We start from the raw sequence: 23,750 nt of genomic DNA on the forward strand, positions 1-23,750 counted from the left end.
TTACTTGTTTACTTCTATTTCTACATATGGATATATACATAAAAACTTAATTATATCTATAACTTTTGCTTTATCCTCTTCATCTTTAACTATTATCTTATCAAATCCAACAGACATTTCCTTTATTATATTTAAATATAAATCAGATAAGTTATCGTCTAGTAATCTTTTATTAAACAACCTCATATCTTTACCTTTATATATAAATTCGGATTCATCTATCTTTTCTATATATATAGGTCTTTTGTTTTTATGCATATAAAAATTCACAATTCCATTTAAATAGGAATTGTTTTTATATTCATTATCAAACCTTTTTTCAACTACAAATTTTATTATATTTCCTTTTTTATTTTCTTCCTTTTTAAAATATACAGGATTGAATGCTTGTCCAAATTTTAATTTATTTGCAATTCTGTATATATAAAATTGAGCTTTATAAAAAGGAATTTTATAATATTTCATTAATCTAGTTAAAGTTCTTAATTCTCCATTTATAACATTAAGCTTTCCGATTTCATTATTTATATAATTACCACCATGAACTCTGTATTTTAAAATTGGGAAATCTACATTTTTAACATTTAAAACTTCATCTTTATCAAATCCTAATCTTGTCCAAAATGGTATATTCCAAGTTAAGTAAGATTCTTTTACATTAGTTATAAAAACCTCTTTTTTAGCAAACATAACATCAACATATAAATTTCTTCCTAACCATAGCATCAACTTAGATAATGATTTATCTGCATTTTTGTATTTATTCACCGATTGAGTTCCACTTATATTGCTCTCTTCATCTATTATTGTTAAATCACCTATAAAGGCATCAATATCTGGGTTAGCCTTAGCTTCTTTTACCATTTTCTCGAAGAAATCATTACTTGGTAATAAGTCATCTGAATGAAGTATGTAAACATAATCCCCTTTTATATATTTTAACACATTCGATATTGCATTTAACTGGTCTTGGTTATTTTGATAATAATATTCTATCTTATCTCCATCTCCACTATTTAATTTATATGAATTAATTACTGACTCTACATTATCTGTAGAGCCATCATTTATAATTATTAGTTGCCAATTTTTATAAGTTTGTCCAGATATACTTTCTAAAGTTTCCTTTATACTCTCTGCATCATTATAAGTTGGCATTATTATTGAAATATTCATTTTTATCATCTCCATAATAGACTTTATTGTATAACATTATCATAGGTATTATTATATAAATACTTACTCCAGGTGCAGTTAAGACATGTCCTGCAAAACTTGCTATACCTAATCCAAGTAAAAGTGATACTATACATACAAAAGTATCTATATCCTTTAAATTTTTAATATTTATAATTAATCCTCTAATGATGATACCCATTATTATTAAAAACGGTGCAAAGTATAATGAACTACCAATTATACCATGTCTATAAAATATGTCTTGGAAGTCTAATTCTATTGTTTTGTCCGTATGCATTTCACCTTGTATGTTTATTATAACATGTCCTATTCCAATTAATTTTTCGGTAATAGTTCCATTTTTAAATCTAGTTTTAACTTCTTGTGCAAATGCATCTCTATTGCTTAACAATGCATCTAATCCGCTTTCTGTTACATGTGGATTACCTTCTGGAATAACTTCTTCAGGTTCATCTTCAACTAATACCTCTTGAGATGATTCATTATTTGTTTTTTCTATTGATTTATTTTTACTTGTAAATTTTTCAATATATTGGTGAATTATAGGTCCATAGTTAAATTCTATATTTTGGTATACAGGTGATTTGTAAAATATAATACAAAATGCTAATCCCATACCTACTAGTGAAACTACAACTTTCTTATAATTTATACTATTAGGCGTTTTTACATTCCTGTTTATTATGCACTGTATTACACTGTAAATAAACACTAAACCTATGCTACCTACAAATCCTAAAAATGGCACTTTTGTTCCTATATATAACGAAACGAATATACATAAAAGTATTGACATTAAATTTACAATATTAAATTTATTTTGGATAAAATTAACTATAGTAAATGGAATTAATATAGCTATTACTGATCCAATTTCATTTGCTGCAAAGAACCAACCTATAGATCCAGCACCATATAAATAATCATTATAACTTCTATAGTATGTTCCTGTTATAGTTGCAATAAATATCACACCAGTGTACATAATAAGGATATAAGTTAAAAATTTATTTGAAATTTTTATTTTATTTTGTTTGTTATATATAAACAATCCCATAAGTACTATAGGAAAATAAAATAACTTAACTACGCCTTTAGCCTCAGTTATTACAAATCTAATTTCTTTTGTTGCAAAGTTAAATCCAATAAAAATTACTAAGTAAATAAATGTAATAATGAAAATAGCTCTAAATATTTTATATAGGGTTTCTTTTGGTCTATATACAAATAATCCATAAATGAACATGTATCCCATAAACAAACTTCGTGATATTATACCCACTGTTAGTGGTAATGTCATACTTCTAGACATCATAGATGTTATTAAGTCTAGTACTGGTTGTAAAAATATAAAAGCATAAATAATTCTTATGTCAAAAAATCTTAACATACATTTCCTCCTTTTTTAAATACAATATTAATTAAATTTCCTAAAACAAATCCCATTATAATAGTTACAGTTAATGAATCTAAAACATTTCCACTATAATAAGATACACCTAATGCAAATAATGTAGCAAAACATATCATAGTATTTTCAATACTTATTCTTTTTTTTATTTTCATTAAAATAAATATTATACTACTTAGTGTAACTCCAATGTATGGACCTAAAAATATAATTACTCCTATAATTCCTAGAGAATAGTACTGTGAAACAAAATCTCTTTCTAAATTATAAATGTTTTGAGTTCTAGAAAAAGTTAATCCTAAATATTTATCTTTTGGATTATCATTTATGTCCATAACTCTTTGCAACATTTTTTGCTCTAAATTTCTCCAGTCTAGTCGCTCAAAAACCGGTAAATTTATTACTTCAACCCAAAATTCTGGATCATATTTATAAGGATATGATTTTGTTATAAAATATTTGTTTACCATAAGATCTCTATAATTAGCTTCAATATATTTTATCATAGAATCCTTATTGTCCATTACAGACTCATCAAATTCTAATTTTCTTTCTACTTTTGCATTGTTTATTCTTATATTGTAAGATGTTTTCTCCCTATTTATAGATGGTGCCTTTGTTATTAATAAACCTAATACACATATACTAATACCGACCATAATAAGTATTTTTTTATTTATTATGTTTTTCCTTCTTATTAAGCCAACTATTATTAAAAACATCACAAAAACAGATAAATCTATAATAACTCCATAAAGTGCAACCTTTGTACCTAGCATAACCATTGCAAATATTGTAACTATTATTATTACTAGATTGGTTAGAGTGCTTTTATTTACATAAATAACCAGCATTATAGGTAATAAAAATACAAGCAATGCCGCTATCTGATTTGCAAAATTAAATATTCCTTTAGATGCTAACGCTGAATAGTTATATTTGTCATATGCTCCAGTGAACCATCCAATTACATTATCTTTGATTATCTTGTTGTTGTATGATCCTAGCGATATTTTTAGTATATTTGTTATAAATATAGTTCCTGATATTAAAAACAATGTCCACTTTGTAGTAATTTCAAAGTATTCTTTTTTCATATTAGATTTATACGTAATAAAAATTATAGATATCGGTATTGACATTCTTGCTAAATATGAAAGTTCATTTTTAACTGAGTATCCGAAATTTCCAGGAACTAAAGAATTAAAATCACTAGCATTTAAAATATGAGCTCCCGAGTAAACAAAAATCATGGATAAATATATGCAAATAAAAATCCATTTTTTTTTATCTTTCAATGTGATTAATGTTAATATAAGCAGTATACCTGTTATAGCTACTCTAGCTATAGTAGCTGGAGAGAATCCAAACATATTTACTACTTTATCCGTATAAAGATAATATATATCTAATACTGGTTGAATTAAAATAAAAGCTATTAATAAATAGCACTTTATTTTATTAATTTTAAAAATTTGTTCTGTATTCATACCATTCTCCTTTGATATATCTACATATATTACTTTTTTATTTTAACATAAATGTAAATATCTTACTAACATAAATATAACCCCTATTATTTTATATAGAGGTTATATTTTTCATTTTATAAACTAATAATTTTTATTGATTCCATGTTAAATTTATTGTTTATTTAATATTAATTGGAATCAATGTTATTTATATTCTTTAAACGTATTTATAGCTTTATTTGCAGTTAATTTTGCAGTTGCTTTTAAATACCTTGTATTGCTTTCTAGCTTAGCTTTTACAGATTCATAATTACTCACTATATATAAAGCTTCTTTTGTTAAATCTTCTACTTTTATTCCTTCTTCTACATTTCCTATACACGGCTGATTTACAAGTTTCAAATATGAGTCAACTTTAGGGTCATAAGAAATCCCTATCATAGGTGTTCCTACATTACCCGCAAATATAAGAGCATGCAACCTCATCCCTATCATCAATTTAGATTCTCTTATGTACTTTAATTTTTTTTCTATATTCATTTTATATGGAAGAATTTCAACTTTACAATTTATCATGCTAGCCAATTTTATAGAGGTTTCTTCATCTAATTTTCCATGCATAGGAAGTAATTTTATTTCAATTCCTTCTTTATGGATATTCCCACAAAATAATGCAATATCTTTTAGATAATTTTCTTTATTATTCCAATCTCTGACACTTATAATTATATAGTCATTTACTTTTGATTTTATATCCGTGCTTTTAAAGTCCAGTCCCATAACTGGATCGGGCACTATATCTACTCTATTTTTTACTCCGATAGATTTTATAAGTTCAAATGAATCTTTATCTCTTAGCGAAATATATTCTACTTTATTTAAAAAATGTTTTACGATTTTTTTATTTATTTTCTTATTTATAGGTCCTACCCCTTGAGCATATACAAATACAGGTTTATTAATTAAATTTGCAAGCCCCATTATAAATGTATAATATAATATACTTCTTGAACTAGTAATATCCTGTAATAGGCTTCCTCCTCCGCTTATAAGTCCATCACTATTTTGAAGTTCTTTATATATAGTTTTTATACTCCACCTATTTATAGCATTTACATTGTAATTTTTTTGAGTTTCTGATGGATTACTCGATAAAACAGTTATCTCTATGTCTTTATCCTGTTCTTTTAATGCCATTATTATAGATTTTAATATAGCTTCATCACCTATATTATCAAATCCATAATATCCAGAAATCACTACTTTCATTTTTGCCTCCCTAATAGCTTTTATAAATATTAAAACCTATTGTTCAAAACAATAGGTTATAATATAATTTCTAAGATTTTATATCGGATCTTTTTATAACTTTGAAAATTGTCATTAAAATTATATATATATCTAACCTGAAACTTCTTTTAGTTAAATATTCATAATCATATTTAACTTTTTCTTCATCCCCTATGTTGTCTCTTCCATTAATTTGAGCCCATCCAGTTATCCCTGGTAACAAAGAATCTACATTGTATTCTTTTCTTAACTGTATAAGTCCTAGTTCATTTAATATTACAGGTCTTGGACCAACTATACTCATATCGCCCTTTAATATATTAAATAGCTGTGGAAGTTCATCTATACTGGTTTTTCTTATGAATTTACCTATTCTGGTTATAAATGCATCAGCATCTTTAAAATCATTGGTACTTTTGTTTGGCGCATCTATTCTCATACTTCTAAACTTATATATATAAAATGGTTCACTTTCTCTTCCTGCCCTCATTTGCTTAAATATCACTGGACCTTTAGATTCGATTTTTATAAGTATTGCTGTTATTAAAAATACAGGAGATAATATTATAATTCCTATTAAAGACATAAAAATATCTATAAGTCTCTTTGACATAGCGTACCTACTCTTTTTATTGTAATCTTCTACAATAACTTTATTTTCCACAAATACCCTCCTTAATAAAAAATATTTGTTATCTTTCGTTGTTTTTTAACATTATTCTTCACTTTATTTTATCATTTTAATCATAATTTGTATATATTTTTGATTACATTTTAATGTCATTTTTTACCATTTTAAAATCTTTAAATTAATATATAATAAAAAAGAGTTTACTTTATAAAGTAAACTCTTTTTTATCATATGTTAATTATATATTTATTATTTTTCAATAGCTACAGTTGTACGCGCATTTGAATTAGTTAACATAACTATAGATTCAGCTCTAGTTATATTGTTTTCAGGTCTAAATGTATTATCTTCATATCCATTTATAACCTTATCATTTTTATCTTTAGCTGATTCTTTAGATAAAGTGTTAACAGCTCCATCTGCCCAAACTGCTATAGTTTTATCATCTTTAAATGCTGTTTTTGTATCTATTGGTTTTCCTGTATTAGAATAGAACTTATCTACATCCTTACCACCATTAATAGCTTTAGCTATCATTACAGCAGCTTCTTGTCTTGTTATAGTATCATCTGGTCTGAAAGTTCCATTTCCATCACCTTTTACTATTCCTAATGATGCTAATGTAGCTACATCTTTATAGAACCAATCTGAAGGATTTACGTCTGAGAAGTTTTCTTTTAAATCTGCTTCTTTAACTGATTCTCCTCTTAATTGAACTAACATTCTTGCGAATTCAGCTCTTGTTACATTCCCATTTAATTTTAAAGTATGGTCTTCATATCCTTTTAATTGTCCATTGTATAAAGCATTCATTACTGCAGGTTCAGCCCAAGATAATTCTGGTTGTTTTAATGAATTTAAATCTTTAATTTCTGATATATTTACAAAACCTTCAAATTTATTCGCCTTGAATACATCATAATTTTGTAATACAACATCACCTAATTTTTCTTTACTTTCTTTATCATATACAGTTATAGTTCTATCTATATGATCATTTCCATTATATTTTTCTGATGATTTAGTGTATGTATTATTATCATTATATGTTTTGCTTAAATCATATGCAACTTTATTTAATTCTACTATATCTTCTTTTTTAATTACATCAAATGTTTTAGTTTCAAAAGTTGGTAATTTAGCTGCATCTTGTTCTAGTTTCATATTTGTAAATGTATATGAAATTGGAGAAGCATACTCTGCTGGCGCTCCGTCTACTCTTGTTAAAGTTACTGTTACTTTAGTTTGAGCAGATGATTTCGTTTCTTCTTTTTTTACATCATAAACATTAACTTGTTTACCGTCTTTGTTGAATGTAAGTTTTGAAAATTGTTCTATAGCTTCATTAGCATCTGTTAAAGCTTTTTTAGCAGCTTCTATTTTAGTCTTGCTTTCGCTTAATTCTTTTTCATCCATTTTTGTAGCTACAAGGTATGTTGCTGTTGTAGATTTTACATCATCTCCAACTTTTCCATCCATATATAATATCTCTTGGTTATCATTTAATTTTGAAGTATCATCTTTAGTAACTGTAGTTCCATTCATATTGTAAACTTCAGTATACTTCATAGTTGCAACATTTTTTCCATCAGCTAAAGCCATATTTATCTCGTTGATATTTTTTTGATTTTGTACTGCCTCTTGAGTTTGTTGTGCATCAGTTTTCTCATCTGCATGAGCTACTACTGGAGCTACTCCCCCAAACATCATAGCAGCTGCCATAGCTGTTGCTAAATTTTTCTTTTTCATAATAAATTCCCTCCATAATTCCTAAATAATTTATCTCTCTAATCAATTATTTGATATTTCCATCATATTTCTCACAATTTTATATTACCTTATTTTTCCAATTTTATCAATGATTATTTTCCTTTTTTTTCCAGTTATTTTTTTATTCCTTTAGGTTTATTTTTTTTTCATTTTAAGTTATAATAAAATGTACATTAGAAAATATCTCTCTAATGTATTTCTCACAAAAAAGCTACGAGCATTGCTCGTAGCTTTTTTAATTTATATACTAGTAAAAAATATATCTGATAGTATCTATACAAATATTTTTATTCATAAAATCAAACATTTCTGATGCTTGAATAGTATATTCTTTCACAGGATCCTTTTGACCTACTGACATAAGTCCAATACCTTTTTTCAATTGGTCAAGTGCATCTATATGATCTACCCAATAGCTATCCACTACATTCAATAAAACCTCTCTTTCTCTTTCTCTCATCGCGTCACTACCTATAGATTCTTCTTTCAAAGAATATATATTTAAAATTTTATTCTTTGTTTCCTTTTTCATTTCATCTATATCATTTATATTTTCAATTACAAATTCAATTCCCTTTTTATCTAAACTAAATAAATCTGTAACGTCTGACTCAAACTTTTCTTTGTTCTTATCTAGTATAAATCTACTTACTATTTCATTTATACATTCTTCTATCATAACTATAATTTGTTCTTTTACAGACTCTTTATTTAAAACTTTGTTTCTATCAGAGTAAATAACTTTACGTTGTTGATTTGTTACATCATCATATTTAATTACATTTTTTCTAATTTCATAATTTTTTGATTCTATATTTTTTTGAGCTCCTTCGATAGACTTTGTAAGTAGTTTATGTTCTATAGCTTGATTATCTTCTATTGATTTTGCTACTTTCTGAACTTTAGAATTGGCAAATAATTTCATCAAATCATCTTCTAAACTCACGTAAAATCTACTTGTTCCTGGGTCTCCTTGTCTTCCAGAGCGGCCTCTTAACTGATTATCTATCCTTCTATTTTCATGTTTTTCTGTTCCTATTACATATAATCCCCCTAATTCTTTTACTTTTTTTTCTTCGCTTTTATCTCCTGATCCTAAAGCTATGTCAGTTCCCCTTCCTGCCATATTGGTAGCTATAGTTATAGAGTTTAACTTACCTGCTTTTGCTATAATTTCAGCTTCTTTTTCATGATTTTTAGCATTTAAAACTTCATGTTTTAAACCTTTATGAGTTAACATACTTGATAATATCTGTGATTTTTCTATAGATACAGTACCTACAAGAATAGGCTGGCCTGTTTTATGAATTTCCTCTATATTTTTTATAATTGCATCAAATTTAGAACTCTCTGTCTTAAATAACAAATCATCTAAATCCTTTCTTATTACACGCTTATTTGTAGGTATTGTTACAACATTAATCTTATATATATCTTGAAATTCTTTTTCTTCTGTTTTTGCCGTTCCCGTCATACCTGAAAGCTTTTTATACATTCTAAAATAATTTTGATATGTTATAGTTGCAAGTGTTATTGACTCTTCTTTTATTTCAACTCTTTCTTTAGCCTCTATAGCTTGATGAAGACCTTCTGAGTATCTTCTTCCTTCCATAACTCTTCCAGTAAATTCATCTACAATTTCAACTTTTCCATCTCTAACAACATAGTCTACATCTCGCTCCATTAAGTAGTATGCTCTTAAAGCTTGGTTTATACGATGATATAATTGTATATTTTCTATATCCATTAGGTTTTTCAAATTGAAAAACATTTCTGCTTGCTGTATTCCTCTTTCAGTTAATGCTATAGCTTTCTCTTTTCTATCTATAGTAAAGTCCCAAGGTAAAAGCATTTTCATAAATACATTAACTAATCTAAATTCAGATTCATCTTTATCTCCTTGTCCTGATATTATAAGCGGAGTTCTAGCTTCATCTATAAGTATTGAATCTATTTCATCAACTATTACAAAGTTTAACTCTCTTTGAACCTTATCTTCTTTTCTCTTTACCATGTTGTCTTTTAGATAGTCAAATCCAAATTCATTATTTGTTCCATATGTTATATCACATTCGTATTGTTTTTTTCTGTCCATTAAATCTTGACCATGAAGAATAACACCTACGCTCAGTCCTAAAAATTCATATACAGATTCCATAAGCTCCTTATCACGCTTTGCTAAGTAATCATTTACTGTTACAACATGAACTCCTTGCCCTGTTAATGCATTTAAATATACTGGTGCTACCCCAACAAGTGTTTTACCTTCTCCTGTTTTCATTTCCGCTATCTTTCCTTGATGAAGAACTATCCCTCCAATTAATTGGACTCTATATTGTCTCATCCCCAAAATTCTTTTTGATGCTTCTCTTGCTACTGCAAAAGCTTCTACCAAAATATCATCTACTGTTTCTCCGTTAGCTAATCTGTCTTTAAATTCAATAGTTTTATTTTTTAATTCTACATCTGTTAACTTCTCTATTTGAGTTTCTATTTTATCTATTTTATCTACTATTTTTTCCATAGATTGTATTTCTATTTTATCTGCTCTACTAAACATTTTGTCAAAATCTATCATATTTTACCTCCAATTTTTATTTCTACCCGTCATAATTATACAATATTTACCAAATATTATATAGCTTTTACAATGAAAAAAGCATACTCAAATTAAGAGTATGCTTATAATTAACCTATATTTCTTAACATAGTTACAGCTTCCGCTCTTGTTAAGTTTCCTTTTGGATTTAAATTATTTTTCTCGTCACCCATTATATAACCAGCTTCTACCGCACCTTCTACATACGATTTTGCCCATTCATCAATATTTTTATAGTCATTAAATTTATATATCTTGTCTAGGTTATCATCTTTGTTACCTTTTACACTAGTTATTATTTTCATAGCTTCCTGTCTAGTTATTGCATCATTCGGTCTAAATATATAATTTCCATTACTATTCAACTCTCCTGATATATACCCTGAATTAAATGCTATTTTTATATCTTCATAATACCAATCTGATGAATTTACATCTACAAAATGCTCTTCCTTTTTATCTTTTAAATTAAAAACTTGATTTATTATTCTAACAAATTCAGCTCTTGTAATTTGATTATCGGGTCTAAACGTATTATCTTCATATCCACTTATAAATCCTTTATCTACAAATGCATCTATATAATCTTTAGCCCAATGTCCGCTTATGTCACTAAACGTTGAAGAGTTTAATATATTTTTAATTTTATCTCTACATCCTTCTCTATTTGCAATAATGTCTGATGTAGAATAAAAAACACTACCTTTTATTTCTGAGTACTGTTTGTTTAAATTTAATTGTTTATCTATCTCTCTTGCTACATTTTCACCGTTATATCCTTCTTGACCATATTTATATATTCCTTGCCCAATATATAAATTTACATTACTTCCTTTAACTTGATTTGACCACCAACTTACTAACTTTGAGTAATCTGCAATTTCATAACCTATTTGCCAATATAGTTGTGGTACTATATAATCTACATAATTATTTTTTATCCAACCTACAGTATCTGCATAATCTGAATAATAACTTTCTTTTCCTCTTGTATCTGACCCATTTACATCACTAGATTTATTTTTCCATATTCCGCTTGGACTTACTCCAAATTCAACTTGAGGTTTTATGCCTTTTATTGTATTTTTTACACCCAATACCATTTCATTTATATTATTTCTTCTTGAATTTGCAACATTTCCATCTCTACCTTCACCTTCTGGTAATGGATAGTTTGCAGGATAAAAATAATCATCAAAATGTATTCCATCTACGTTATAATTTTTTACTATTTCTCCAACTGTATCATATATAAGTTGCTTTACTTGGGGTAACTCAGGATTAAAATATATCCTACCATTATGAGTTAATGTCCAGTCAGGGTGTTGTCTAGCTGGGTTACTTTCTGATAAAACACCTAAATCAGTCCCTGAAGTTGTAACTCTATATGGGTTTAACCAGGCATGTACTTTCATTCCTCTTTTATGAGCTTCCTCTATAACAAATGCTAGTGGGTCATAACCTGGATTTTTTCCTTGTTCTCCTGTTAATATTTCTGACCAAGGATTTATATTAGAGTTATATAAAGCATCCCCTTTGGGTCTAGCTTGGAACATAACTGTATTTATTCCTGTATCTTTTAAATTATCTAGTATGTCTCGCATTTGTTGTTTTTGTGCTTCTGGATTATTTTTTTTACTTGGCCAATCTGAATTATAAACAGTTGTAATCCATGCTGCATTCATTCCTTTTTGATCTGCATATGCAATATTGACTCCCCCTACTGAAACCAATAAGCACACCAATAATAAAATTGATATTTTTTTCATTAATTAATCTCCCTTTTATGTTAAAAAATCTAATCTATAATTGTATAAGCTTTAAAAAAGCTCCTCTAAATTAATAGAGGCGCTTTTTATTACACGTACTTATATTACTTTTGAACTCTACTTAATAAGCTAACTGATTCAGCTCTAGTAATATTATTATTTGGTCTAAATGTATTATCTTCGTATCCACTTATCATTCCATTATCACTTAAAGCATCAACTGCATCTTTAGCCCAGTCAGATATTTTATTACTATCTGTAAATCCTAATTTACCATCACCTTTTAAGTTAAGTACTGTTGCCAATATTTTTGATGCTTCTTCTCTTGTTATAGGACTGTTAGGTCTAAATGTACCATCTTCATATCCTTTTATGTATCCAGCTTTAGCACCTATGCATACATCGTTATAATACCAATCTGAATTATTTACATCTGTGAAGTTTTCGCCTTCTTTTTCCTCAAACTTAAATACTTGATTTAAAACTCTAACAAATTCAGCCCTTGTTATAGAATTCTCAGGTCTAAATGTATTATCTTCATATCCAGCTACATATCCTTTTGATACAAAATCAAGTATTTGATTTTTTGCCCAATGTCCGTCTATATCAGTTAAATTTCCATTTTTATAAATATTTATATAACTTCCTGATACACATCCGTATACACCATTGTATTTTATTTTATACCAATTGTTTTTGCTTTCTACAATTTCTACTTTAGCACCTTTTGGTAGCGTACCTATAATTGAATAACTTGTTCCATAACCAGCTCTTACGTTTAATGAGTCTGTATTAACTACTACTCCTGTATTTATTACAGGTAAATCTCCTAATTGAACTGTATTTTTTAAATATTCTTCAATACCAGTAGCTATACCAGTAGCTAGTTTATCTTGATATGAAGGATCTACTAATTTGTTGTATTCAGCTCTATTAGATATAAATCCACTTTCAAATAAAGCTGATGGCATATTAGTTTCTCTTAATACAGATAAATTTGAATATTTTACCTCTCTATTTCTTGCTCCCGTTTGAGCTATTGCATTGTTTTGAATCTCTAATGCTAAAGGTTTATACATTTTTTTATCTGGATGACAATATGTTTCTATTCCATTTGCACTTTCATCGTCTGCTGAGTTTTGATGAATTGATACAAATACATCTGGATTATAATTATTTGCAAGTCTTGATCTATCACCTAACTCTATGAATTCGTTAGTTTCTCTACTCATTTTTACTTGTATATTTTTTTCTTCAAGTTTTTTCTCTACTCTTTTTGCTACCTCTAAATTAAGTTCAGCTTCGTTTTTTCCAAAACCAGTTGCTCCAGAATCTTTGCCTCCATGACCTGCATCCACAAAAACTTTGTAATAATCTCTTTTAGGGCTTCCTTCAGCTGAGTAGAATCTAGAAGCTTTTTGTTCCATAGCAGGTACATAAATTTCAATTATATGAACTTTATCACCAATTTTTTGACTCAAAAATACAGTTCCACTCCCAATAGCTTTTAATTGCCCACTTTCACTCAGTGAAACGACTCCTTCTTTTGAAAGTTTCCAATTAGGGTTTTTAGAAAAATCCGCTATTTCTCCTATATGTAATGATATTCCATCTTCTACATCTAATTTGCTATCCCCATAGCTTTGAATTACAGAGTTCAATTCACTTTCTGTAGATTCATTTGCATTAGATATTTTTGAACTCCCTATAATAGATAAAGTACATATCAATCCTATCGATAGCACGTTTTTAAGTATTTTATTCCTTTTTCTCATTTATTCTCCTTCTTTCCTAATTTTATATATATTTACACCATTTTTATCCATATTTATATTAACATAAAATGTCATACAAACAAAGATTTTATATAAAATTGAATCCTATTGACTCAATACATAAAATATTAATTTATATAAATAAATCCTTTACATATATTATAAATTCCCTTATATTAAGAGCTCAATCCATTGATATTTCTAGATTTTTGATATTAATAAAAACATAGTAATTACTACATTTTTGTTAATATCAAAAAAATAAAGAGCTTTTCTAAAAAATAGAAAAGCCCTTTATTTTAAATAAGTTTATTTAGTTGTTTATTTAATTTTATTTTCAAATCATTTATCTTCGTTTTGCATAATTCAAAATTATTGCCACATACACCTATATATAATTTTAATTTAGGTTCTGTTCCTGACGGTCTAGCTGCAATCCAAGATCCATCCTCTAATATAAACTTTAGAACATTTGACTTTGGCAGTCCATCTATCCCCTCATTGTAATCCTTACTTTCTATTACTTTTATTCCATCTACTCCATTTAATCCATTTTTTCTGAAGTATTCCATAACTTCTTTAATTTTTTCAAGTCCCGCTATTCCGCTTAATGTAAGAGATATCATATCTTCTTTAAAGAATCCTACTTTATTGTAAAGTTCCATAAGCCCATCGTATAAACTCATACCTTTATCATAATAATATGCGGCCATATCAGAAATTAACATTGATGCCACAACACCATCTTTATCCCTTGCATGTGTTCCAACTAAGTATCCATAACTTTCTTCATATCCCATAATAAATGTTTTTTCATTTGTCTGTTCAAATGTTTTTATCTTATCTCCAATAAACTTAAATCCAGTTAATACATTTAGGCAATCTACTCCATAGCTTTCTGCAACTTTAGCTCCAAATTCAGAAGTAACTATAGTTTTTATTATCGTTGAGTTTTCTGGTAAGTTGTTTTTTTCTTTTAAATTATCTAAAACATAATTAACAAGTAAAGCACCTATTTGATTTCCTGTAAGTAACTCATATTCACAATTTTTAGTTTTCACAGCTAATCCAACTCTATCACAGTCTGGATCTGTAGCTATTACTAAGTCAGCTCCTTCTTCTTTAGCTAATTCTATACCTCTTTCCAATGCCTTTTTATCTTCTGGATTTGGATAATCAATACCCGCAAAATTAGGGTCTGGTAATTCTTCTTCTTTTACAACAAGCACTTTTTCAAATCCAACTTCATTCAATACTCTTTGTATCGGAACATTTCCAGTTCCACAAAGTGGTGTATACACTATTTTAAAAGTTTGACCAACTCTTTCTACTATATTTCTGCCTATAAATTGTTGCTTAACAGCTTCTATAAATTCTGTATCTTGTTCCTCTCTCAGCATAATCACTAAGCTTTTTTGCTCTTCTTTTATTGTTGGTATTTTACTGTAATCATTTATACTATTAACTTCTTTTGTTATTTCATCAGCTATATCAGGCATAACTTGAGCTCCATCCTCCCAATATACTTTGTATCCATTATATTCAGGTGGATTATGGCTAGCTGTTATAACAACTCCTGCTATACAGTTTAAGTATCTTACTGTAAACGAAAGTTCTGGAGTTGTTCTTAAATCATCAAATATATATGCTTTTATTCCACATGCTGCTAAAGTGTTAGCCGTTTGCAAACAAAATTCTCTTGATTTAAATCTGCTATCATGAGCTATAGCTACACCTCTCTGTTTTCCTTCTTCTCCAACATTTTTAATTATATAGTTAGCTAGTCCAAAAGTAGCTCTTGCTACAGTATAATAATTCATTCTATTTGTTCCTGACCCTATAATACCTCTTAATCCAGCTGTCCCAAACTCTAAATTCTTATAGAATCTTTCTTTTATTTCATTTTCATCATTTTTTATAACTTCTAATTCCTTCCTCGTGTCTTTATCAAAGTATTCATCTGTTAACCACTGTTTATATATTACCTTATAGTTCATATTATTCCCCCTTTTTTATCTTAAATTAGACTCTAATTTACTTTTTTTTGAAAGTCATTTATATTGTCATTCCCATTAATAGGTATTCTTTTTAATAAATACGATTTTCCAACGTTTTTTTCCTTCCCACCTTCTGCTAAAAAAGTAAATTTTATTCCATTTTTTTTCAATACTTTTTCAGATGCTGAGCTATAGTCTCCAAATGGATACGCAAATCCAATAGGTTTATATCCTAGATTTTCTTGAATTACAGATATATTTTTATTTATGTCTTCATTTATTCGATTTTCAAATTCATCTTTACTTTCATTAACTAAAGGACTTGAAAAAATACCTCTATCTCCATCTACTGTTTTTCCTTTTTCATGACTGTTATATGTATGACATTCAAAATCTATTATTCCGCTATCATACATCTCTTTTGCTTCTTTCCAATTAAATTTAGGAATTGCATTCGATGGTTTATCCGCATCATCTATTCTTTCTCCTATTACAAATATGGTTGCCTTCATCCCATATTTTTTAATTATTGGATACATTATTTCATAATTACTTTTATAACCATCGTCTGCAGCTATAAGTATAGGTTTTTTTGGCAAACTCTTTTTTTTCTCTGTAAAATCAACTAAATCTTGCAAAGTTATAGCTGTATATCCACTATCTTTTAAATACTTTATTTGCTTTTCAAATTCTGATTTTTTAACCGTTACGTCATTTATATTCTTTTCATCAGTATCAAAGTGGTGATACATAAGTATAGGTACTTCTACATGATTTCTACTAGTCACAAAATAGCATCCTAATAAAAGAATTGCTATCGCTATTATAGTATATAATATTTTTTTCATTTTCCATTCTCCTTTTTCTAACTTCCTTAATATGGTAAAATATAATATATATTATATACTATATAAATTTAATTTTATATAATATTTTATTTCATAATTCTAAAAACAAAAAAACACTGAGTTCTATCAGTGTTTCTATTTCTTAAATTAAATTGAGCAAATCTATAAGCGGAGTTCTGTATTAGACAATCATCTTTCTAGGCTTATTGTCACCAATAAGCTCAAGCGGCCTACCAACCGGAGAGTACGAGCAATACTCTTTTTATCCTAACTTGGCCTTGCTCCGAGTGGGGTTTACACAGCCGACTAGTCACCTAGCCGCTGGTGAGCTCTTACCTCACCTTTTCATCCTTACCACAAATGGCGGTTATTTTCTGTTGCACTTTCCTTAAGATCACTCTCACTAGGCGTTACCTAGCACCCTGCTCTATGGAGCTCCGACTTTCCTCGTGTAGCTAATGCTACCCGCGATTATCTGACCTACTCAATATTCATTTTAACAGTGTAACCATATTATCATAATATAGTTTATATGTCAATTACTTGTTATATTAATTTTTAATATTTAAATTAACATAAAAATATTTTTATACACAAATATAATTTCTAAAAACATATTATTTATGCTTATCCTAATATATAAATTTTTTATATATTTGATTCAACTATATTTTTCATATAATTCATTAATCCATCTCTTAAATTTTCTTTTTTTAATGCAAAATCTATAGTCGCTTCTAAAAATCCTAGCTTATCTCCTACATCATATCTTCTTCCCTCAAAGTTATATGCATATATGGCTTCATGCTGAGCTAGAGTTTTTAAAGCGTCTGTAAGTTGAATTTCTCCTCCTTTACCAGGAGCTTGATTTTCTAAAATTTCAAATATAGCAGGAGTTATTATATATCTTCCTAATATAGCTATATTAGAAGGAGCTTCTTCTACATTTGGTTTTTCAATCATATCTTTCACTTTATATACTCTATCTTCTATATATTTACAGTTTAATATTCCATATTTATTTGCATCTTCTTTAGCAACTTCTTGAACACCGAGAATGCTTGTCTTATATTCATCATAAGTATCTATTAATTGCTTAAGACACGGAATATCAGAATCTACTATGTCATCTCCTAAAAGTACTGCAAATGGTTCATCTCCTATAAAACTTTTAGCACAATGTATAGCATGACCTAATCCTTTCGGCTCTTTTTGTCTTATATAATGTATATTTACCATGTTAGATATTTCTTGAATCATTTCTAACATTTCAGTTTTTCCTTTTTGTTTAAGTTCTAATTCTAGTTCTACAGACTTATCAAAATGATCTTCTATTGATTTCTTATTTCTTCCTGTTATTATAAGTATTTCTTCTATACCTGAGTTTATAGCTTCTTCTATTATATATTGTAGCGTTGGCTTATCTACTATCGGAAGCATTTCCTTTGGCTGAGACTTTGTAGCCGGCAAAAACCTTGTTCCTAATCCAGCAGCTGGTATTATTGCTTTTTTTACAGTTTTTTTCATTTAGCTACCTCTTTCTGATTCATTTATATATAATAATTATTTTTATCCAAATATTTTACGTAACTATAATAGTTTACACTATTTTCATTTTTTTGTCTGTCGTATTTTGTCGTACATGTTTGTCTATAATTAATATAAAATTTCATATATTTATTTAACTTTAATCTAAAATATATTAGGATTTCCTTTTTTAAGTTGTATTTAAAACAAGATATCTTATTCATTATAAATTTTTCACAATTTGAAGTATAATCTACCTTTAATTTTATATAAAAAAGTTATTATTGTTAAGTTACAATATTGAAGCTAATTTTAAATATATCCTTAATTATCATTATCCAACAAATTATTAGTGCTTAAATTTCATCGCAATATACTCTTTATCTCATACCGTACAAGCGTAATTCTTCTTTATTTTACACATCAAAAAAAGTGGTTAGTATTAAGTTACAATGCAGATGTCATTCAAAGCATCTTCTCAGCTTTATGACTTCAAATGTAACTTAATACTAATCCACCACTTAAATCCACGTAAAATAAAAAAGATTAAGCGGCTACGTCCTACTCTCCCAGGCAGCTTCCCACCAAGTACCATCGGCGCTAAAGAGCTTAACTTCTGTGTTCGGAATGGGAACAGGTGTATCCTCTTTGCTGTAATAACCGCATAATCTTTATTTAGAGTTAGTACTCTAAAAACTGAATAACATTTGTAGATTAAAATTCACCGTGATCATTTCGCCAACGTCTAAATATTCATATACATTCATATTTATCCCGTTGCTCAAATAATCTTGGTCAAGTCCTCGATCTATTAGTATCGGTAAGCTACATACATTGCTGCACTTACACCTCCGACCTATCAACCAGGTAGTCTTCCTGGGATCTTACCCTTACGGTGGGAAATCTTATCTTGAAGTTGGCTTCGCGCTTAGATGCTTTCAGCGCTTATCCATTCCGTACATAGCTACCCAGCCATGCCCTTGGCAGAACAACTGGTACACCAGAGGTACGTCCATCCCGGTCCTCTCGTACTAAGGACAGGTCTCCTCAAATTTCCTACGCCTGCGACGGATAGGGACCGAACTGTCTCACGACGTTCTGAACCCAGCTCGCGTACCACTTTAATGGGCGAACAGCCCAACCCTTGGGACCTACTACAGCCCCAGGATGTGATGAGCCGACATCGAGGTGCCAAACCTCCCCGTCGATGTGGACTCTTGGGGGAGATAAGCCTGTTATCCCCAGGGTAGCTTTTATCCGTTGAGCGATGGCCCTTCCATGCGGAACCACCGGATCACTAAGTCCGACTTTCGTCCTTGCTCGACCTGTATGTCTTGCAATCAAGCTCTCTTCTGCCTTTACACTCTACGCACGATTTCCGACCGTGCTGAGAGAACCTTTGAGCGCCTCCGTTACTCTTTGGGAGGCGACCGCCCCAGTCAAACTGCCCACCTGACAGTGTCCCAATACCTGATTCAAGGTATCTGGTTAGAATCTCAGTACTACAAGGGTGGTATCCCAAGGATAGCTCCACCGAGACTGGCGTCCCGATTTCATAGCCTCCCACCTATCCTGTACATGTAGCACCAAAATTCAATGTCAAGCTACAGTAAAGCTCCATGGGGTCTTTCCGTCCTGTCGCAGGTACCCGGCATCTTCACCGGGATTACAATTTCACCGAGTCTGTTGTTGAGACAGTGCCCAAATCGTTACGCCTTTCGTGCGGGTCGGAACTTACCCGACAAGGAATTTCGCTACCTTAGGACCGTTATAGTTACGGCCGCCGTTTACTGGGGCTTAAGTTCACTGCTTCGGATAAATCCTAACAGATCCCCTTAACCTTCCAGCACCGGGCAGGCGTCAGCTCCTATACATCGTCTTGCGACTTAGCAGAAACCTGTGTTTTTGGTAAACAGTCGCTTGGGCCTATTCTCTGCGGCCACCTCGGGCGTTAACCCTAACGTGGCACCCCTTCTCCCTAAGTTACGGGGTCATTTTGCCGAGTTCCTTAACAACAGTTCTCTCGCTGGCCTTAGGATACTCTCCTCACCCACCTGTGTCGGTTTGCGGTACGGGCACCTTTAATCTCGATAGAAACTTTTCTCGACAGTGTGAAATCAGCTACTTCGCTACTTAATTTCGCTCCCCATCGTACCCCAGCATTATCATGGCGGATTTGCCTGCCTTGACTGCCTCAGTACTTAGCCACACATAACCAACAGTGTGGTTAGCTTATCCTACTGTGTCATTCCATCTCTCAAACGATTATCGGTGGTACAGGAATCTCAACCTGTTGTCCATCACCTACGCCTTTCGGCCTCGGCTTAGGTCCCGACTAACCCAGGGCGGACGAACCTTCCCCTGGAAACCTTGGGTTTACGGCCCGTGGGATTCTCACCCACGTCTCGCTACTCATGCCAACATTCTCACTCCTATACTGTCCACACGTCCTTACGGTCATGCTTCAGCCTGCATAGGAAGCTCCCCTACCTATCATAAATGATATCGTAGCTTCGGTAGTAAGTTTTAGCCCCGGTAATCTTCGGCGCAGGATCACTCGACCAGTGAGCTATTACGCACTCTTTAAATGAGTGGCTGCTTCTAAGCCAACATCCTGGTTGTCTATGCAATCCCACATCCTTTACCACTTAACTTACATTTAGGGACCTTAGCTGACGATCTGGGCTGTTGCCCTCTCGACTATGAATCTTATTACCCACAGTCTGACTCCCAAGTATAAAATAACGGCATTCGGAGTTTGATAATCTTCGGTAAGCGCAATGCCCCCTAGGATATTCAGTGCTCTACCTCCGTATTTCTCAACCTTGAGGCTAGCCCTAAAGCTATTTCGGGGAGAACCAGCTATCTCCGAGCTCGATTGGAATTTCACCGCTATCCACAAGTCATCCCCGAGCTTTTCAACGCTCGTGGGTTCGGACCTCCACGAAATTTTACTTTCGCTTCATCCTGCTCATGGATAGGTCGCTCGGTTTCGGGTCTACGACAGCAAACTTAACGCCCATTTAAGACTCGCTTTCACTACGGCTCCATACCTTAAGTACTTAACCTAGCTTACTATCGTAACTCGTTGGCCCGTTCTACAAAAAGTACGCGGTCACACATATAAAGTGCTTCCACAGCTTGTAAGCGCAGGGTTTCAGGTTCTATTTCACTCCCCTCCCGGGGTTCTTTTCACCTTTCCCTCACGGTACTATGCGCTATCGGTCACTAAGTAGTATTTAGCCTTGGAGGATGGTCCCTCCTGCTTCCCACAGGGTTTCACGTGTCCCGTGGTACTCTGGATCACATCTAAAGTCTTCTCGTTTCAACTACGTGGCTATTACACTTTATAGCGGAGCTTTCCAACTCTCTTCGTTTACGATACCTCTTTGTTGATGATGTGTCCGCAACCCCAGCGAAGAAAACTTCACTGGTTTGGGCTATTCCGCGTTCGCTCGCCGCTACTTACGGAATCGAATTTCTTTCTTTTCCTCCGGGTACTTAGATGTTTCAGTTCCCCGGGTTCCCCTCACTAAGCTATGTATTCACTTAATGATACTTAGACATTACTCTAAGTGAGTTTCCTCATTCGGAAATCTTCGGATCAAAGTTTACGTGCAACTCCCCGAAGCTTATCGCAGCTTATCGCGTCCTTCATCGGCTCTTAGTGCCAAGGCATCCGCCCTGCGCCCTTAATAACTTGACCAGTTATTAAAAGTGTTATTTTTTAAAGAGTTTTCTTCTCTTATATTGGTTTATTTAATCATCACTAAATGTTATGCAGTTTTCAAAGTACTAATTTTGAGAACAATAAGCTCTCAAAATTAAACAGTAGGCAATTACTCCTTAGAAAGGAGGTGATCCAGCCGCACCTTCCGATACGGCTACCTTGTTACGACTTCACCCCAGTCATTGGTTTCACCTTCGACGGCCGCTTCCTAAAAGGTTAGCTAACCGGCTTCGGGCGCCCCCAACTTCCATGGTGTGACGGGCGGTGTGTACAAGACCCGGGAACGCATTCACCGCAGCATTCTGATCTGCGATTACTAGTAACTCCAGCTTCATGTAGGCGAGTTTCAGCCTACAATCCGAACTGAGAATGGCTTTAAGGGATTAGCTCCACCTCGCGGCTTGGCAACCCTCTGTACCACCCATTGTAGCACGTGTGTAGCCCTAAGCATAAGGGGCATGATGATTTGACGTCATCCCCACCTTCCTCCGAGTTATCCTCGGCAGTCCCTCTAGAGTGCCCAACTTAATGCTGGCAACTAAAGGCAAGGGTTGCGCTCGTTGCGGGACTTAACCCAACATCTCACGACACGAGCTGACGACAACCATGCACCACCTGTCACCACTGTCCCCGAAGGGAAATCTCCGATTAGGGAGAGGTCAGTGGGATGTCAAGCTTAGGTAAGGTTCTTCGCGTTGCTTCGAATTAAACCACATGCTCCGCTACTTGTGCGGGTCCCCGTCAATTCCTTTGAGTTTCACTCTTGCGAGCGTACTTCCCAGGCGGAGTACTTAATGCGTTAGCTGCGGCACCGAGGGGGGTAACCCCCGACACCTAGTACTCATCGTTTACGGCGTGGACTACCAGGGTATCTAATCCTGTTTGCTCCCCACGCTTTCGTGCCTCAGTGTCAGTTACAGTCCAGAGAGCCGCCTTCGCTACTGGTATTCCTCCTAATATCTACGCATTTCACCGCTACACTAGGAATTCTACTCTCCTCTCCTGCACTCAAGTTCTCTAGTTTCAAAAGCTTACTACGGTTGAGCCGTAGCCTTTCACTTCTGACTTAAAAAACCACCTACGCACCCTTTACGCCCAGTAATTCCGGATAACGCTAGCCCCCTACGTATTACCGCGGCTGCTGGCACGTAGTTAGCCGGGGCTTCCTCCTCAAGTACCGTCATTATCTTCCTTGAGGACAGAGCTTTACGACCCGAAGGCCTTCATCGCTCACGCGGCGTTGCTGCATCAGGCTTTCGCCCATTGTGCAATATTCCCCACTGCTGCCTCCCGTAGGAGTCTGGACCGTGTCTCAGTTCCAGTGTGGCCGATCACCCTCTCAGGTCGGCTACTGATCGTTGCCTTGGTAAGCCATTACCTTACCAACTAGCTAATCAGACGCGGGTCCATCCTGTACCGCCGGAGCTTTGATACAAAAGCCATGCGACTTTCATATGTTATCCCGTATTAGTATACCTTTCGGTATGTTATCCGTGTGTACAGGGCAGGTTACCCACGCGTTACTCACCCGTCCGCCGCTCTCTCCGAAGAGATCGCTCGACTTGCATGTGTTAGGCACGCCGCCAGCGTTCATCCTGAGCCAGGATCAAACTCTCAAATATAATTTAAAAAGTTGTCCATCGCTCAGCTAATCATTATCTGAATATCTGGCTTGGTTGTTTGTGTTTAATTCTTTAAAAAAGAATTTTTATAATTAACCTACTGTTTAAT

The 23,750-nt window shown here is 32.1% G+C and carries 12 protein-coding genes, 3 rRNA genes and 1 other RNA gene; all 16 read right to left on the reverse strand.

Going from position 1 to position 23,750, the window contains the following annotated elements; genetic code table 11:
* The 16 genes from KXZ80_RS13465 to KXZ80_RS13540 all read right to left on the reverse strand — a co-directional run bounded on the left by KXZ80_RS13465 (nt 1) and on the right by KXZ80_RS13540 (nt 23,641).
* Nucleotides 1-1,176 (reverse strand): glycosyltransferase family 2 protein, encoded by a 1,176-nt coding sequence (locus tag KXZ80_RS13465; RefSeq protein WP_021433940.1) that lies wholly within the window; start codon nt 1,174-1,176, stop codon nt 1-3.
* Nucleotides 1,145-2,590 (reverse strand): O-antigen ligase family protein, encoded by a 1,446-nt coding sequence (locus KXZ80_RS13470; protein ID WP_021433941.1) that lies wholly within the window; start codon nt 2,588-2,590, stop codon nt 1,145-1,147. The genes KXZ80_RS13465 and KXZ80_RS13470 overlap by 32 nt, the downstream gene beginning before the upstream one ends.
* On the reverse strand, nt 2,584-4,101 hold the full coding sequence (locus KXZ80_RS13475) for an O-antigen ligase family protein (protein ID WP_021433942.1): 1,518 nt from the start codon (nt 4,099-4,101) through the stop codon (nt 2,584-2,586). The genes KXZ80_RS13470 and KXZ80_RS13475 overlap by 7 nt, the downstream gene beginning before the upstream one ends.
* A 186-nt stretch (nt 4,102-4,287) precedes the next feature.
* Nucleotides 4,288-5,352 (reverse strand): polysaccharide pyruvyl transferase CsaB, encoded by a 1,065-nt coding sequence (gene csaB, locus KXZ80_RS13480; protein ID WP_021433943.1) that lies wholly within the window; start codon nt 5,350-5,352, stop codon nt 4,288-4,290.
* A 70-nt stretch (nt 5,353-5,422) separates the two neighbouring features.
* Nucleotides 5,423-6,037, reverse strand: a complete 615-nt coding sequence (locus KXZ80_RS13485; RefSeq protein ID WP_021433944.1) for a sugar transferase — start codon at nt 6,035-6,037, stop codon at nt 5,423-5,425.
* Between the two features lie 216 nt (nt 6,038-6,253).
* The gene (locus KXZ80_RS13490) at nt 6,254-7,753 is read right to left on the reverse strand and encodes an S-layer homology domain-containing protein (RefSeq protein WP_021433945.1); all 1,500 of its coding nucleotides are present in this window, start codon (nt 7,751-7,753) and stop codon (nt 6,254-6,256) included.
* Between the two features lie 268 nt (nt 7,754-8,021).
* A complete protein-coding gene (secA, locus tag KXZ80_RS13495; RefSeq protein ID WP_021433946.1) occupies nt 8,022-10,352 on the reverse strand; it encodes a preprotein translocase subunit SecA in 2,331 nt (776 codons plus the stop codon).
* A gap of 110 nt (nt 10,353-10,462) precedes the next feature.
* Nucleotides 10,463-12,142 carry a family 10 glycosylhydrolase gene (locus KXZ80_RS13500; protein WP_021433947.1) on the reverse strand — a complete coding sequence of 560 codons (1,680 nt, stop codon included), beginning with the start codon at nt 12,140-12,142 and terminating at the stop codon, nt 10,463-10,465.
* Nucleotides 12,143-12,246: 104 nt separating this feature from the next.
* The gene (locus tag KXZ80_RS17835) at nt 12,247-13,917 is read right to left on the reverse strand and encodes an N-acetylmuramoyl-L-alanine amidase (RefSeq protein ID WP_021433948.1); all 1,671 of its coding nucleotides are present in this window, start codon (nt 13,915-13,917) and stop codon (nt 12,247-12,249) included.
* A 299-nt stretch (nt 13,918-14,216) separates the two neighbouring features.
* A complete protein-coding gene (locus KXZ80_RS13510; RefSeq protein ID WP_021433949.1) occupies nt 14,217-15,914 on the reverse strand; it encodes a phospho-sugar mutase in 1,698 nt (565 codons plus the stop codon).
* Nucleotides 15,915-15,946: 32 nt separating this feature from the next.
* Nucleotides 15,947-16,762 carry a polysaccharide deacetylase family protein gene (locus KXZ80_RS13515; RefSeq protein WP_021433950.1) on the reverse strand — a complete coding sequence of 272 codons (816 nt, stop codon included), beginning with the start codon at nt 16,760-16,762 and terminating at the stop codon, nt 15,947-15,949.
* A 149-nt stretch (nt 16,763-16,911) separates the two neighbouring features.
* Nucleotides 16,912-17,249: RNase P RNA component class A (gene rnpB, locus KXZ80_RS13520), an RNA gene on the reverse strand.
* Nucleotides 17,250-17,410: 161 nt separating this feature from the next.
* The gene (gene galU / locus KXZ80_RS13525; RefSeq protein ID WP_021433951.1) at nt 17,411-18,289 is read right to left on the reverse strand and encodes a UTP--glucose-1-phosphate uridylyltransferase GalU; all 879 of its coding nucleotides are present in this window, start codon (nt 18,287-18,289) and stop codon (nt 17,411-17,413) included.
* A gap of 548 nt (nt 18,290-18,837) precedes the next feature.
* Nucleotides 18,838-18,954, reverse strand: a 5S ribosomal RNA gene (gene rrf, locus KXZ80_RS13530).
* A 126-nt stretch (nt 18,955-19,080) separates the two neighbouring features.
* Nucleotides 19,081-21,995: ribosomal RNA gene (locus KXZ80_RS13535) — 23S ribosomal RNA — on the reverse strand.
* Between the two features lie 144 nt (nt 21,996-22,139).
* Nucleotides 22,140-23,641, reverse strand: a 16S ribosomal RNA gene (locus tag KXZ80_RS13540).
* The 16S, 23S and 5S rRNA genes sit together here, the layout of an rRNA operon.
* Nucleotides 23,642-23,750 lie beyond the last annotated feature (109 nt).

Source organism: Paraclostridium bifermentans (assembly GCF_019916025.1).
In the GTDB taxonomy this organism is placed as follows: Bacteria; Bacillota; Clostridia; order Peptostreptococcales; family Peptostreptococcaceae; genus Paraclostridium; species Paraclostridium bifermentans.

What these genes read in the sequence shown, in the direction of transcription:
- KXZ80_RS13465 (WP_021433940.1), bottom strand. Translation starts at nt 1,176, where the DNA reads ATGAATATTTCAATAATAATGCCAACTTATAATGATGCAGAGAGTATA.
- KXZ80_RS13470 (WP_021433941.1), bottom strand. Translation starts at nt 2,590, where the DNA reads ATGTTAAGATTTTTTGACATAAGAATTATTTATGCTTTTATATTTTTA.
- KXZ80_RS13475 (WP_021433942.1), bottom strand. Translation starts at nt 4,101, where the DNA reads ATGAATACAGAACAAATTTTTAAAATTAATAAAATAAAGTGCTATTTA.
- csaB (WP_021433943.1), bottom strand. Translation starts at nt 5,352, where the DNA reads ATGAAAGTAGTGATTTCTGGATATTATGGATTTGATAATATAGGTGAT.
- KXZ80_RS13490 (WP_021433945.1), bottom strand. Translation starts at nt 7,753, where the DNA reads ATGAAAAAGAAAAATTTAGCAACAGCTATGGCAGCTGCTATGATGTTT.
- secA (WP_021433946.1), bottom strand. Translation starts at nt 10,352, where the DNA reads ATGATAGATTTTGACAAAATGTTTAGTAGAGCAGATAAAATAGAAATA.
- KXZ80_RS13500 (WP_021433947.1), bottom strand. Translation starts at nt 12,142, where the DNA reads ATGAAAAAAATATCAATTTTATTATTGGTGTGCTTATTGGTTTCAGTA.
- KXZ80_RS17835 (WP_021433948.1), bottom strand. Translation starts at nt 13,917, where the DNA reads ATGAGAAAAAGGAATAAAATACTTAAAAACGTGCTATCGATAGGATTG.
- KXZ80_RS13510 (WP_021433949.1), bottom strand. Translation starts at nt 15,914, where the DNA reads ATGAACTATAAGGTAATATATAAACAGTGGTTAACAGATGAATACTTT.
- KXZ80_RS13515 (WP_021433950.1), bottom strand. Translation starts at nt 16,762, where the DNA reads ATGAAAAAAATATTATATACTATAATAGCGATAGCAATTCTTTTATTA.
- galU (WP_021433951.1), bottom strand. Translation starts at nt 18,289, where the DNA reads ATGAAAAAAACTGTAAAAAAAGCAATAATACCAGCTGCTGGATTAGGA.